The 15,106-nt window shown below is 50.1% G+C and carries 13 protein-coding genes; 1 reads left to right on the top strand and 12 read right to left on the bottom strand.

What is annotated here, in order from left to right:
* Positions 1-23 precede the first annotated feature (23 nt).
* The 12 genes from priA to RCO25_RS02935 all read right to left on the bottom strand — a co-directional run bounded on the left by priA (position 24) and on the right by RCO25_RS02935 (position 13,166).
* Entirely contained in the window at positions 24-2,516 is a 2,493-nt protein-coding gene (gene priA / locus RCO25_RS02880; protein WP_308994631.1) for a primosomal protein N', read from the bottom strand.
* Positions 2,513-3,727: a bifunctional phosphopantothenoylcysteine decarboxylase/phosphopantothenate--cysteine ligase CoaBC gene (gene coaBC / locus RCO25_RS02885; protein WP_308994632.1), complete on the bottom strand. Its 1,215-nt coding sequence runs from the start codon at positions 3,725-3,727 to the stop codon at positions 2,513-2,515. Before coaBC ends, priA begins: the two co-directional genes overlap by 4 nt.
* A gap of 87 nt (positions 3,728-3,814) precedes the next feature.
* Positions 3,815-4,339, bottom strand: coding sequence for a YfiT family bacillithiol transferase (locus RCO25_RS02890; protein WP_308994633.1), 525 nt, complete (start codon positions 4,337-4,339; stop codon positions 3,815-3,817).
* Between the two features lie 121 nt (positions 4,340-4,460).
* Positions 4,461-5,000: an NUDIX domain-containing protein gene (locus tag RCO25_RS02895; RefSeq protein WP_308994634.1), complete on the bottom strand. Its 540-nt coding sequence runs from the start codon at positions 4,998-5,000 to the stop codon at positions 4,461-4,463.
* Positions 5,001-5,480: 480 nt separating this feature from the next.
* Positions 5,481-5,663 carry a hypothetical protein gene (locus RCO25_RS02900; protein ID WP_308994635.1) on the bottom strand — a complete coding sequence of 61 codons (183 nt, stop codon included), beginning with the start codon at positions 5,661-5,663 and terminating at the stop codon, positions 5,481-5,483.
* 35 nt (positions 5,664-5,698) lie between these two features.
* Positions 5,699-5,881 (bottom strand): hypothetical protein, encoded by a 183-nt coding sequence (locus tag RCO25_RS02905; protein ID WP_308994636.1) that lies wholly within the window; start codon positions 5,879-5,881, stop codon positions 5,699-5,701.
* A 185-nt stretch (positions 5,882-6,066) separates the two neighbouring features.
* Positions 6,067-6,276: a DNA-directed RNA polymerase subunit omega gene (gene rpoZ, locus RCO25_RS02910; RefSeq protein WP_053375625.1), complete on the bottom strand. Its 210-nt coding sequence runs from the start codon at positions 6,274-6,276 to the stop codon at positions 6,067-6,069.
* 16 nt (positions 6,277-6,292) lie between these two features.
* Positions 6,293-6,910, bottom strand: a complete 618-nt coding sequence (gene gmk / locus RCO25_RS02915) for a guanylate kinase (protein ID WP_308994637.1) — start codon at positions 6,908-6,910, stop codon at positions 6,293-6,295.
* A gap of 13 nt (positions 6,911-6,923) precedes the next feature.
* Positions 6,924-7,184 (bottom strand): extracellular matrix/biofilm regulator RemA, encoded by a 261-nt coding sequence (gene remA, locus RCO25_RS02920; protein WP_005548256.1) that lies wholly within the window; start codon positions 7,182-7,184, stop codon positions 6,924-6,926.
* 344 nt (positions 7,185-7,528) lie between these two features.
* A complete protein-coding gene (locus RCO25_RS02925; protein ID WP_308994638.1) occupies positions 7,529-9,400 on the bottom strand; it encodes a bifunctional homocysteine S-methyltransferase/methylenetetrahydrofolate reductase in 1,872 nt (623 codons plus the stop codon).
* A 30-nt stretch (positions 9,401-9,430) separates the two neighbouring features.
* A complete protein-coding gene (dapF, locus tag RCO25_RS02930) occupies positions 9,431-10,261 on the bottom strand; it encodes a diaminopimelate epimerase (protein ID WP_308994639.1) in 831 nt (276 codons plus the stop codon).
* 121 nt (positions 10,262-10,382) lie between these two features.
* Positions 10,383-13,166: a calcium-translocating P-type ATPase, SERCA-type gene (locus tag RCO25_RS02935; RefSeq protein ID WP_308994640.1), complete on the bottom strand. Its 2,784-nt coding sequence runs from the start codon at positions 13,164-13,166 to the stop codon at positions 10,383-10,385.
* A 178-nt stretch (positions 13,167-13,344) separates the two neighbouring features.
* Here RCO25_RS02935 and RCO25_RS02940 point away from each other — a divergent pair, with 178 nt between their 5' ends.
* Entirely contained in the window at positions 13,345-15,105 is a 1,761-nt protein-coding gene (locus RCO25_RS02940) for an Rqc2 family fibronectin-binding protein (protein WP_308994641.1), read from the top strand.
* Position 15,106: the final 1 nt, after the last annotated feature.

The raw sequence follows: 15,106 nt of genomic DNA on the forward strand, positions 1-15,106 counted from the left end.
ATCATTAAAATAGTAATAGCTATTTATAATATAACTTGTGGATCTACGTCAATACTGAATTGCACAAGGCGTTGCGGCGGACCATCCGTGAATGGGATAAGCGCCTTGCGGACAAGAGCTGAAGCATCGATGCTCCCACGATATTTTATCACACATTGAAAACGGTAGCGATCTTTCATTCTCGAAATCGGTGAGGCGACTGGTCCAAGCACCTCCAGCGCTCTTCCGAAACCGCTGCTAAGCGAAATTAGCACGCCTTCATTTTCCGCAATCTCTCGCAGCTCAGCGGCAAAGCTTTCGCTGATTGAGGATAACAGGGGCAGTTGTTCATGCGACATCGTCACAAGAATCAGCCTGCAATATGGCGGATAGCCCATCGCACTGCGATGCCGGAGCTCCTCGCTTACGAAAGCCGCGTAATCATGCTGCTGCGCCGTAATGACAGCATAATGCTCTGGCGCATAGGTTTGTATGACGACCTCGCCCGCCAAATGATGCCGGCCCGCGCGACCCGCAACCTGCGTGAGCAATTGAAATGTACGTTCCGCCGCACGAAAATCAGGCAGATTAAGCGACGTATCCGCAGCGATCACGCCAACAAGTGTAACGTAAGGAAAATCGAGACCCTTTGCTACCATCTGCGTCCCAAGCAGCACATCCGCTTTCCGTTCGCCGAATTGCTTCAACAGCTTCTCATGGGCATTTTTTTCAGTCGTCGTATCGACATCCATGCGGATTACTCTGATGCCGGGGAAAAGCTTGGACAGCTCCTCCTCAACCCGCTGGGTACCGGTTCCAAAATATCGAATATGCTCGCTTTGGCAGGATGGACAGCTTGTTGGCGCCTGCTCCGCATGCCCGCAATAATGACAGCGCAGCGCCCGCGACTTTTGGTGATAGGTCAGCGAAATGTCGCAGTGCGGGCAGGCAGCGGTATAACCGCAGGAGCGGCACATGACAAAGGTCGAATAACCTCGGCGATTGAGCAGAAGCACGGATTGTTCGCCACGCTCCAGCCTCTCAGAAAGCGAGCTGTGCAACAGCCTGCTGAACATCGAACGATTGCCCTCTTTTAGTTCCTCCCGCATATCGATTACCGTGACGGGCGGCAGCGGCCTTCCTCCGACACGCCCCGGCATTGGAAGCAGCGCCGGCTCGCGCCCTTCATCACGTGCGGTTAACGGACGGCTTGCCGCAGCAAAGGATTCAAGGGATGGCGTCGCCGACCCAAGCACAACAGCCGCGCCATGCTGCTTAGCCCTGCGTACCGCTACATCGCGGGCATGATACTTCGGACTCTCCTCTTGTTTATAGGATGATTCATGCTCTTCATCCATTATAATAAGCCCAATTCTCTCAAAAGGTGCAAAAATGGCCGAGCGTGCTCCAATGGCTACCTGCACCTGCCGGCTGCGAATTTTGCGCCATTCGTCGTATCGTTCCCCATTCGAAAGTCTGCTGTGAAGTACTGCAACCGCATCACCGAATCTGCCTTTAAACCGTTCTACCATTTGGGGCGTCAACGAGATTTCCGGGACTAGAACAATCGCCTGCTTCTCCTGCTCCAAGCAAAATTGAATGGATTGCAAATAAACCTCTGTTTTCCCGCTTCCCGTAACGCCATGCAGCAGCATGGTTTGGGGCTCGCCAGCATCAACGGCTCTGACTATACGGTCATACACAGCCTTCTGACCTTCAGTCAGCTCTAGCGGCGATGTTCTCTCAAACTCTCTGCCTGCATAAGGATCGCGCTGCTGCTCAACTTCCCGCAGCTCAAGCAGCCCTTTCTCGGCTAATGAACGCACGCTTGCGGCAGACCCGCCTGCTTCGGTGAGAAGCAGCTGGAGCTGCAACGGACCGCCATGTTCAAGCATAAAGGCAAGAACTTCGCGCTGCTTCGCCGCCCGCGAGGGCAGTGCTTCCATTTGCTCGCGCACTGCCTCGACATTGTCCGGCAAATAAACGGTCAGCACCTTGCGAACAGCAAGCCGGTCGCGTACCTTGGTGTGCTCAACGAGCACGCCTTCGCGCAGCGCGGCCTTTACAGCCTTCGCATGCTCTGGAAAACGCTCCAGCAGAACCTCAAGCTTGACAAGCTGTCCGCTCGTCCCCATCCATTCCGTCATAGCAAGCGGCAGATCCTCTCTCGCCGCTTCCTCATCCTCAATGCCGACAAGCCTCTCGGCTTTGCCTTTCAAAGCAGCCGGGATCATAGCCTGCAGCGCCGTTGTCCAGGAGCAGCAATATTTATCGCTCATCCACTTGGCCAGTCCGATAAGATCAGGCAGCAGCGGCGGCACATGATCGAGCAGCTCAGAGATAGGTTTTAACCGCTTTGAATCGATATTAGACGTCTCGGCTAGCTGCGTAACGAAGCCCTGCAGCACTCGTCCGCCGAACGGTACGCCAACGCGGCTTCCCACCTCGATCCAATCCGCAAAGGCCTCAGGCACCTCATAATCAAACGGCCGATCCGTCTGGCGGCTCGGCACGTCTACAATTACTTTAGCAATCATTCGGCAATCCCTCCGGGAGAGATAAGCCGCCCCGCAACCAACTCCAGCAAACGAACGGCAACTTCGCGCTTAGACAATAACGGCATCGCTTCGACGAGCCCCTCCGGACCGAATACCTGAACGATATTCGTATCGCCGTTAAAGCCTGCCCCATCCTTGCTCACATCATTTGCCACAATAAGATCGCAACGCTTCCTGCTCAGCTTGTCCATGGCATAATGCTCGATCTGCTCTGTTTCTGCAGCAAAGCCAACAAGAAATTGATGCCGTTTCCGCTGTCCGAGCGTTTCCAAAATATCAGTCGTCCGCTCAAGCTCAAGCACTATCTTCTCTCCGTTTTTCTTCTGCTTCTGTTCGCTTACATTCACCGCGCGGTAATCGGCAACCGCTGCGGCTTTTATGACAATGTCCATCTCGTCGTAACGGTTCGTAACGGCTTCCAGCATTTGCTGTGCGGACTCTACCCGAATAACCTTTACGCCAGCAGGCAGCGCAGCAGTGGTCCGGCCTACAACTATAGTGACATCGGCCCCCATTAACAGCGCTGCCTCCGCAATCGCAAAGCCCATCTTGCCTGATGAATCATTAGTCAAAAATCTAACCGGATCCAGCCTCTCCATCGTTCCGCCCGCGGTAACAAGCACGCGTTTTCCTTTTAGTTTGGCGCCTCTGCTAAACCACGATTCAATCGCCGCGACAATGTCTTCAGGCTCTGCAAGCCGGCCTTTGGCAACATAGCCGCAAGCCAGCTGGCCTGTGCCAGGCTCAACGAACATTGCCCCACGCGAAGAAAGCAGCTCTAAATTATGGACGACTGCAGGATGCTCATACATATGTACGTTCATTGCCGGCGCAATGAGAACAGGACAAGTTGCTGCGAGCAGCGTCGTGCTCAGCATGTCGTCGGCATGGCCTCCGGCTAGCTTAGCCAACGTATTGGCGGTAGCCGGAGCAATGACGATCAAATCCGCATGATCTGCCAAATGGATATGCGAGACGACTGCCGGATCTATCTCATCGAAGGTATCGATATAGACCGGGTTGCGGGATAACGTTTGCAAAGTCAGCGGCGTTATAAATTTCACTGCTGACTCCGTCATGATCACATGGACATTAGCGCCAGCCTGCACCAGCTTGCTGCATAATGCTGCTCCTTTATAGGCTGCAATTCCGCCTGTAATTCCTAGTATAATGGTTTTCCCTTTTAGCATGGTGTATCTCCTATCAAGCGAAACAATGAGTAACAAGCTTGTCATTTGTATTTTAAATAAAGATGCCTTTTCAATTCCGCGCTTAAGTTACCAATCCTTGCGTTCTCTCAAGCTTGTTATTTGAGCAACGTGATGTCTTCCATGCCACGCTACAAATCCTAAAAAATAAGCTAAGCCTATCTGGCTTCCCTTTTCGGGATGATAGAACATTTTTTCAAAATCAGAGGGCTGCATCGAACGAAGCAGCAGCACCCAGCGGGTATATATGCCCTCTACGATCGCAAAGCTAATCTCCGGCGATGCCTGCAGGCTATCCGCCGTTTCTGCCCAGCGCTCTTCGTTAAAGGGCTTAATTGTCGGGTTATTCTCCGTAAGCGCCAGCTTGAAGCGTGAAAAACAATTCATTGAAGCATCCGCCAGATGATGCGCAACCTGACGCACGGTCCAGCCTCCGCTTCGATATGGCGTATCCAGCTGCTCCTCATCTAAATCCGCTAACGCAGCTCGCAATTGACCTGGCAGCCTCTCGATGTCCGCAATCCACTGTTCACGATGCTTATTGGTCATTCCTTCGAACGAGTACCTGCCAATCGGATAACGTAATTTGTCCATTCCGTTCCCTCCTGTTCATTCGTCCACGAAACATAAGTCCCGCCATCTATCATAACATATGCGGACTCAAAATCTAACCAGACCTTATACTTTTTGAACAATAAAGCCGCTCATCGCAAAATTACAAAAGGCCATTTCGGATACGATGCGCCATCCAATAAAGCTCGGCGATATCCGGACGTCCGATCGTTCTGAAACGTCTGACGGCTTCATCAATGTCGACTACCTCTACGACTGCCACTTGCTCGCCATCCGGGGGATTTAAAGGTTTTCCCACAAGCTTTACCTCGCCGTATCCGACAAGCCTCACAAAATTCGGATGGGGAATATGCGGCCGATAAGGCTCTTTAGCTGCTGAATGGCATGCGAAGCAGCCGAATAAGGTATAGGAAAGCAGTTCAGCACCAAGCTCCTCCTTCACTTCCCTGACCAAAGCATCCATGTGATGCTCTTCAGGCTCCAGCGTCCCCCCTGCAAGCTCCCACCTTTCATCCTCCAATTGCATGACCGCATACCCATCACCAACGGTAGGAATTATGCTGATATTGCTCACCAGCGCTTCATCAACCTGATAATCCTGGGTAAAGCAGTTTTCAACCGCTCCCCAAACAATACTTTTTGACAATGCTGGAAAATCACTTATGCTGAGGCTCTTGTTCATATCATCAATCATCCTATTCCCTTTAAATTCTGTTCAATTTCATCCATTTCACGTATAGCATTCTTAATAGTTTAACAAATTAACGGCTTCTGTTCACACAAATTATAGCCTCAACGCCATTTAAACCTTCTTGCAATCGTAAACGGCTGTCGTCGTCCTCTGTGGCAAAAGCAGTCGTTTCGCGGAGATATATAAGCACATTTATATGTGAAAACATATAAATTCTTAGATATCAATAAAAAGCCGCTCAGCGATCCTGCTGAACGGCCCTTTATTTCCAAATGCGAAGCTTATTCGAGAAGCATTGCGGTAATTTCTTCTGCCTGTGCTAAGATCGACACGGGGTCGAAGCCTTTTTGTCGTCCCCGCCATGAATCATAATGCTCGGATTCTTTTCATGATCATCATCCAATGATAACCATTATCAATTATAAAGGCAGAATAGGCTTCGGGGAAGTACGACTTCTGTAGAAATGGCCGCTAACTTATGAATTGAAGCACGCCTACGGAGATTATAAATACGGCAAAAACAATAAGAAAACCAATACCAAAGCTGGCCCAGCTTGAGCGACTGCCTCTTGACCCCGCCTTCAGCTCCGCCACCTGCGCCTCTAGCTTAATAATGGATTCCTTGATTTCACGAATCTCCTGCTCATTAGCCATTCTGATCGCTCCCTTCAATCTCTGCTTTTTATCGTCTATAATCGCTTATCGACGATATGTTTATTTTCGTGAATTTCCTTTCTCAGCAGCTTCATTTCTTGGTTAAGCGATTCCAACTGCTCTGTTAATTTAGAAGAATTAATAGCACCGCGAATGACAACCGACAGAAGCAGCATGAAAACGACAAAGACAATAATCGAAAGTAAAATAGGATCCATTTCTCAACCCCCCTTTGGACAGACATATACACTTCAGAAGTTCATATTCGTCTCGAATATAACCTATATTTTACCATTAAAGTATAGATTATTTAAAGATTTTCAGCGTTATTAAAAAAGAAAGCGGAGTGCTTCACTGTCGCCAGTAAGCACTCCGCCATTACAATGATTATTAAAACCTCTGCTTAGTCCTCTTTTGTTGCGAGGTTTTCTACTTGGAGAATGTCGCCGTAAATTTCTTCTAGCGCAACACCTACATACTTGCGGGAGCGCGGGTTTTTAAGTTCCGACTTGTCTCCGTTGCGAAGCATACGGGCACGTCTGGAAGCTGCTACGACTAACGTGTATTTGCTGTCAACTTTTTTCACCATTTCATCAATGGACGGGTATAACATCGTTCATTCTCCTCACTCATGCTTTCTCAATTGCTGCGACCATACCCGAAACGTAAGGTAAATATCTGTCTCTGCGGCAATGTTCTGCTATCATGATGCTGCGAATACGATCGCAAGCAGCATCTATCTCATCATTCAATACCGCATAGTCGTAATGGCCAAGCAAATTCATTTCCTCGACCGCGACAGACATGCGATTATTGATCGTATCCAAGGATTCCGTACCACGTCCGGTAATTCGCTGCTTTAGCTCATCCAAGGAAGGAGGCAATAAAAATACAAAAATACCTTCAGGAAACTTTTGTTTCACTTTCAGAGCACCTTGTACTTCGATCTCCAAAATGACATCCTTGCCGCTCGCTAACGTGCGTTCAACGAAATCACGCGGCGTACCGTAGTAGTTACCAACATATTCGGCATGTTCCAGAAGTGCGTCTCGCGCGATCATATCCTGAAACTGCGCCTTGCTTTTGAAAAAATAATTCACGCCGTCTACTTCACCCTGACGCGGCAGTCTAGTCGTTGCCGACACCGAATACACCAGCTCAGGAACCTTATTACGAAGAACGGAACAAACCGTCCCTTTGCCAACCCCTGAAGGGCCGGACAATACAATTAGCAATCCCTTATCCATATTACTCCCCGTACTATTCGTCGTTATCGTCGTCCTTAGTGGATAGTCGGTGTGCAACCGTCTCAGGCTGAACTGCCGACAATATCACATGATCGCTATCCGTAATAATAACAGCGCGCGTGCGGCGTCCATATGTCGCATCAATAAGCATATGGCGGTCGCGAGCTTCTTGAATGATCCTCTTAATCGGAGCCGATTCCGGGCTTACGATTGAAATAATGCGGTTTGCCGATACAATATTACCGAATCCGATATTAATAAGTTTAATAGCCAAGCCTGGTTCCTCCCCCGCCTACGGTCTTCCCTGTGCATCTGTCTGCAAGTGTTCAAAAAGCATGTTTATATTTAATGAATGTGAATACGACAAGTTTGCGTTCTTGCCAAATACCGACAGAACTACTGCACTATTGTTGACGAAAAAAGTGCCGTGCATACTTCTCTTTGTAGACTAAAGCATCTACCGTTACCGGTTTCCAGCAGCCTGTCCTTGCCATGCCGTGTAAGTGTGGCAACTGTATCCATGCTTTATTTTAATTGATTTTCCGCGAACGAACAAGCGAAAATGCGAAAACAAGCAAAAAAGGCTGTTTTTCGCATCCATTCTACGCTATTTGGCTACTAACGCCCTGTCTTCTGCCATACGTATTCCGTGAGCTGAACGCCCATATCGTAGAACATAAACGGAGTTATTAAATATATGCCTTTAAAATGCGGCAAAGCAGCATCAAGCAGCTCCTTGGCAATTTTCACGCCCTCTGCACGGCCCGCTTCTCCCTCGAGTCCCGACATTCTGGCTCGTACCTCGTCAGAAAGCTGAATGCCCGGAACCTCATTATGAAGATATTCAGCGTTGCGTCCGCTGGCCAGCGGCATGATTCCAATAAATACCGGAACCGATAGATGCTTGGTTGCTTCCGCTATTCGTTCAATAAGGCTTGGATCATAGACGGGCTGCGTCATAATATAGTCAGCGCCTGACGTTATTTTGCGTTCGAGTCGCTGAACGGCTTTGTCCAAATGTTTGACATTCGGATTAAAGGCAGCACCAACAACAAACTTGGCCTTTTGCTTGAGCGGCTTACCGGAGAAGGCCGTCCCATCGTTCAGCTGCTTGATCATTCGAATCATCTCAAAGGACGTAAGATCATAAACGGAGCTGGAATCCGGCAAATCTCCGAAACGGGCAGGATCGCCGGTAACCGCAAGCACATGATCAATATCGAGCGCATCTAATCCCATCATGTGAGATTGCGTCCCGATCAGGTTGCGGTCACGGCATGCAATATGCACAAGCGGACGAATGCCGACCTTCTCCTGTACAAGCGCGGCAAGCGCTATGTTGCTCATTCGTGTAACGGCAAGGGAATTATCGGCCATTGTAACCGCATCCGCCTTTGCTTCCTTCAATGCGGCAGCGCCGTCCATGAATTTGCGGATGTCCAAATCACGAGGCGGATCCAGCTCTACGATCACTGTATGGCGCTTCTGTACTAAATCAACAATAGAAGGCTCCTGTATGACGGACTGCTTCGGTGCAGATACAGGTTCATCCGGTTTCTCAACCGGCTTTATGACAATCCTCTCAACCGCTGCCAAAGGGGCAGCTGCTTGTCCGAATTGCGGAATATAGCCGTCGAGCGCAGCAGCAATTGCTTTAATATGCTCAGGCGTCGTGCCGCAGCAGCCGCCGATCAAGCGGGCACCGCGGTCTGCAAAGCGCTGGGCTGTTTCAGCAAAATACTCCGGGCCTGCCGAGTACGTATATTTACCATCGATATAATCCGGTATACCGGCATTCGGGTAAACCGATAGCGGCAATCCTACAGGGCCAGCTATGGAATCCATCGCTCTCATGATTCCGTTGGGACCGCTGCGGCAATTAAAGCCGACCACGTCGGCGCCTTCTTCTTGCAGCTGATCAAAAGCGCCCTTCATGCCATTGCCGTCCTGCGTGCGGCCAACATCCTCCACCGCGAACTGGCAAATGACGGGAACGTTCGAAGCCGCCCTTGCAATACGAAGCGCAAGAAGCATCTCATCCAGATCATAAAAGGTTTCCAGCAGCAAACCGTCAACGCCCTCATCGAGCAGTGCGTGCATTTGGCGCTGGTAGGCTTCGATCACTTTTGCCGTGCGCAAATTTTTCAGCTTCCCGTCCCGGATAGAGCCGACCGCGCCTACTACGTAGGCATCCGGGCCGATTGCACCACGGGCAGCGCGAACGCCTGCACGGTTAATCGCATCCATATCACTCTCTAAGCCGTATTTGGATAGCTTCTCTAAATTGGCCGAAAACGTATTCGTCTCGATGACGCGCGCCCCTGCTTCATAGTAGCGGCGGTGGATATTTTCAATCACATCGGGACGAATTGTATTGAATTCCTCATAAGAAACGCCGACAGGGAACCCCATCTGATATAGATAGGTTCCCATCGCGCCGTCCCCGGTCAAGATACGCTGCTGGAGCGCTTCCCTCAAATCCGGTTTCATTATATTCATACCACCCATCTTACGTTGCTCTTATAGCGAGCCGCGGAACGATACCGCTGCTGGACCAGTCATGTAAACGTGATTATCGGATTCATTCCATTCAATCAGAAGATCTCCGCCTTTAAGCGATACCGTAGCCATGCGATCCGTTGCGCCGTTCAAAACGGACGCGACAACCGTTGCGCAAGCACCGGTACCGCATGCCAAGGTAGGACCCGCGCCGCGTTCCCAAACACGCATATCTGTTTGCGAACGGGAGTTTACCGTCGCGAATTCAACATTGATTTTACGTGGAAATAACGGGTGCGTTTCAAGCTTTGGCCCCCAAGTGTTCAGATCAAAATTCACGGCATCGTCTACATAAATGACGCAGTGCGGATTACCCATGGATACTGCCGTGAAACGGAATTCGCGGCCGTCCACCTCGATTGGATGCTCGATTACGCGTTCAGCGTCAATGGTAGTCGGCACCTGCAGGCCGTTCAAAATCGGCTCGCCCATATCGACGCGAACAGAGGAAACCTCGCCATTGTCTACAGTAAGCTGTACCTTCTGAGCTCCGGCGCCAAGTGTCTCTATCGTAATTTCTTCTTTATCGGTTAAACCATTATCGTAAACATATTTGGCCACGCAGCGAATAGCATTGCCGCATTGTTCAGCCTCCGAACCGTCGGAATTAATAATCCGCATACGGAAATCCGCGATTTCCGAAGGAAGAATGTAGACAAGACCGTCTGCTCCGATTCCAAAAAATCGGTTGCAAAGTCGGACAGCCAAATCGGCTGCGTCTGCTGGCAGCTGCTGTTCACCTGCGATTACTACGAAATCATTGCCTAAACCGTTCATTTTTGTAAAATTCATCTGTTTGCCCTCTCCTTGCTACATCACTAGGTATGATCTTGTTATTATTTATTCCTAATAGCATACCGCAAAGCAAGGAGAAAGGCTATTCATAATTTGTTCTATCATTTGTATTTTTCTGTTATCTAGCCGCGGTTTGCGGGCCGATCGGCCATTTCGTTTTGGTCTTGTTTTTCTTCGAAGTGCCAAGCACGCTCCCAATCCCCATTAGGAATGTCGGGATTCCTGCTGCTACAAATACAAGGCACCATTCACGGAAGTTAAGCGGGACCGTTTTGAATATCGGCTGCAATGCTTCAATATAAAGCACGCCGATCATAAGAAGCAGCGACGAAAGCACGGCCAGCACCAAATATTTATTTTGAAACGGATTTCGGTGGAAAATCGAGCGCGAGCTCCTGCAGTCGAATACGTGAATGAGCTGTGCCATGACGAGGGTAGCGAATGCCACCGTCTGAGCTTTCATCAGCTGTGCAGTGCTGCCGGGCGCATCGTGCAGGGTGATCCAGAAAGCCCCGAGCGTACAAACACCGATCAAGATACCGCGGCTAATAATTTTCCAGCCGAGTCTGCGCGAGAAGATGCTTTCCTTCCCAGAGCGCGGTTTTTGCTGCATTAAATCCTTCTCTGCCTGATCTACGCCGAGTGCCATTGCTGGCAAGCCGTCTGTGACAAGGTTGACCCATAAAATTTGAATCGGAACCAGCGGAAGCGGAAGCCCCGCCATCATTGCCAGGAACATGACGAGTATTTCCCCAACGTTCGACGCCAATAGATAACGGATAAACTTACGAATGTTCTCGTATATGCCTCGTCCTTCTTCTATTGCGGCCACAATAGTAGAAAAATTGTCATCACTTAGAACAAGCGCGGAGGCTTCCTTCGATACATCCGTACCGGTAATCCCCATAGCGATACCGATATCTGCTGCCTTGATCGCGGGAGCGTCATTCACGCCATCACCTGTCATCGCAACGACATGCCCTTGGCGCTGAAGTGCTTTGACAATTCGTAATTTATGCTCGGGGGATACCCTTGCATACACATAAATATTATCAACGAGCCGGTCAAGCTGTTCATCATCCATAGCCTCAAGCTGTCTGCCGCTCATGGCAATACCGCCGCGCGGCATAATGCCCAGCTGGCCCGCAATGGCTTCCGCTGTTAATTGATGATCCCCCGTTATCATTACCGTCTTGATCCCCGCACGTCTGCAGGTCGCAATAGCTTCCTTCACCTCTCGGCGCGGCGGATCGATCATTCCCGTCAAGCCGACAAACACAAGCTGGCATTCCGCATCCGCTTCCGTCTCGCAAGCATCACTAGCTCGCAAATCGCGATAAGCAAGTCCGAGCACGCGGAGAGCCGACTGTGCCATAAGCTCGCCTGCCTCGGCGCATTTCCGCTTGAGTGTTGAGGTGAAAGGCACGACCTTGCCCTCCCAAAGCACGTAGGAGCAGTGGTCCATCAGTAAATCAGGAGCTCCTTTTGTACAAATCAGACGGCCCCCTTGATGAGCCACCACAACCGACATCCGCTTACGCTCCGAATCAAATGGAAACTCTTTCTCGCGTTTATATAACGGCTCAAGCGATTTGGCCGAGGAACCAAGCTTGGCAGCAAGCACTGCCAATGCCCCTTCCGTCGGATCTCCCTTAAGCACCCATTCCTCTTGCACTTCCTTGCTTTTTCGTTTGCCTGTTTCGGCTAATTCCACCTTTACGATTTGAGCGTTATTACACAGAGCGCTTACCTGAAGGAGCCGCTTGATCGATTGATCGTGTTTAATATCAAGCGCATTGCCAGCTTCATAAATGGCACCCGTCGGATCATAGCCTTCGCCGCTTACCTCAAGCTGCCTGCCGCCAATCCATACATGGGTAACCGTCATTTTGTTTTGCGTCAGCGTGCCCGTTTTGTCCGAGCAAATAACCGATGCGCAGCCGAGTGTCTCTACGGACGGCAGCTTGCGGACGATTGCTTTTCGTTTAATCATTCGCTGTACGCCAAGCGCGAGTGCGATGGTTACAATAGCAGGCAGCCCCTCTGGAATTGCGGCTACTGCCAAGCTGACGCCGGCAAGGAACATGCCGTATGCAGGCTGGCCGTGCATAATTCCGGCAACGACAACCATAACCGTCAAGCCTATCGCTACCACGATCAAAATTTTTCCAAGCTGCTCTAAACGATGCTGCAGCGGTGTTTCCATCGATTCCGTTTGTTGAATAAGACCCGCGATTTTGCCCATTTCCGTTTCCATGCCCGTCCGGATGACCACAGCCTTTGCTGTTCCTCTCGTGAGCATCGTGCCCATGAAGCCCATATTTCTCTGGTCTCCAAGGGGCAGATCATCCTCCGCGATCGCTGCCGCATGCTTTCCAACGGGTACCGATTCCCCCGTCAAAGCCGATTCCTCAACATAACAGCTGTTTGCTTCGAGAAGCCGCACATCTGCCGGTATCCGGTCCCCGCTCTCCAAATAAATAAGATCGCCTGCAACCAGCTCTTTGGCAGGAACGGTCAACAGCTCTCCGCCCCTGAAAACCTTGGCCGTTGGCGCAGAGAGCTCTTTAAGCGCCCGCAAGGAGCGTTCCGCCCGAAATTCCTGCACGAAGCCGAGGACCGCATTAATACAAATAATTGCAACAATCGTAATGGCGTCCAAATATTCGCCCAACAAGCCTGAAATTAAAGTCGCGCCCATTAGTACAAGCACCATAAAATCTTTAAATTGATTGAGGAACAACAAAATCGGCGAAACGCGTTTGCCCTCCGTCAATTCGTTACGTCCGTTCTTCTCCAGCCGCTGCGCCGCTTCCGACGTCGTCAGCCCTTGAACCGGGGAGCTGACTAATTTGTCAACCAGCTCACTTGTCCCCATTTGATGCCATTTCATTTGTTCCATGGTATAACTCCCTCCCGTAATATGCCGAGCCAAGCAGACACGACGCCAGCCCTTCGGACAGCCTTCTAGGGTAAATGTATTCGGACAGCCCATAAAATATCCCTTAAAGGACTTAAGTTTTTGGCTCAACTATGGCATGATAGAGAAAGACAGACCAAGGAAGCGAGGAACACACACCATGGCATTAGACGGTATCGTCACCCATGCAATTACGCAAGACCTGCAGCGCTGCGTTGGCGCGCGTATACATAAAATTCATCAGCCTACCAATCATGAACTCATTTTCAGCATTCGGGGCGGCGGCATGCAGGGCAAGCTGCTTCTATCTGCTAACCCCACCTATCCCCGCGTCCACTGGACAACAGGCACTTACGTCAATCCGATGGAAGCTCCTATGTTCTGCATGCTGCTTCGGAAGCATTGCGAGGGTGGCGTCATTGAGTCCATTAGACAAATCGGGCGAGAGCGTATTATCCATATCGAAGTCAAGCATCGGGACGAGCTCGGCGATTTGTCGAACAAAACGATTGTTATCGAGATTATGGGCCGCCACAGCAATATTATTTTGATGGACAAAGCTACTGGGATGATTCTTGACGGTATTCATCATGTTACACCTGCCATCAGCAGCCACCGTATCGTATTGCCTGGCAGCAGCTACGCTCCGCCTCCAGAGCAAGGAAAGATTGATCCGCTGGCACTTGATACCGAACAGGCGTTTTTGAATGCGCTGAGCGATACGGATGAAACTTCGCCTATGCATAAAAGACTAGTTGATAAGTTGAGCGGCTTCAGCCCCTTACTCGCGAAGGAGCTAGTATACCGCGCACAGGCTGGCGCAGAATCATTAGAAGAAGGCTTACCACAAAGCTTGGAACAGGCATGGAGCAGCTTCTCCAGCTTTATCCAGCAAGTGAACAGTGAGCAGTACACGCCTATGATCAAAACAAATCCGGACACCGGAAAATCTTTTTTCTCTGTTACGGAGCTTACGCATATCGAGGGTGAAGCCGAATTTTTCGCGGATGTCAGCGCTTGTCTTGAAGGCTTTTACGGCAATAAAGCCGAGCGCGATACCGTAAAACAACGTGCAGCAGATCTCATCCGATTCGTTCAAAATGAGAAAGCAAAAAACATCACAAAAATTAAAAAGCTTGAGGATACGCTCGTAGAAGCCAAGGATGCTGAGAAATACAGAGTACTCGGCGAGCTCCTCACCGCTTACATGCATCAAATGAAGCGCGGGGATACTTCCATTGAGCTAATCAACTTTTATGATGAAGAACAAAGTTCGGTTACCATTGAGCTTGATCCGCATCTGACGCCTTCAGACAATGCCCAGCGCTATTTCCGGCGTTATACTAAACACAAAAACAGCTTGTCCATCGTCGCTGAGCAGATGGACATCGCACGTACTGAAATTCAATATTTTGAATCCTTGCTGCAGCAGGTCGATAACGCTTCTCTTGGCGATATCGGGGAGATTCGTGATGAGCTAGTGGAGCAGGGCTACATGAAAGAGCGCGGCCGGCGTGGACCAAAAAAGAAAAAAACGCTCAAGCCTTCCTTGCTTTGTTACACATCCTCCGAGGGGGCCACGATCTATGTCGGCAAAAACAACACACAAAACGAGTATTTGACGAATCGGCTTGCGTCGCCTTCAGATACATGGCTGCATACAAAGGATATTCCAGGCTCACATGTCGTCATACGGGGCGGAGACTTTGGAAACGCTACGCTTGAGGAGGCAGCCATGCTTTCTGCCCATTACAGCCAGGCTCGCGATTCCAGCTCCATACCAGTCGATTATACGACCATACGACATGTCCGTAAGCCTAGCGGCGCTAAGCCCGGTTTCGTTATCTATGACAACCAGAAAACATTGTATATTACACCGGACGAGCAGCGGATAAAATCGCTTGCTTGCGTGATGAAATAGA

Source organism: Paenibacillus sp. LHD-38, assembly GCF_031157315.1.
Classification (GTDB): domain Bacteria; phylum Bacillota; class Bacilli; order Paenibacillales; family Paenibacillaceae; genus Pristimantibacillus.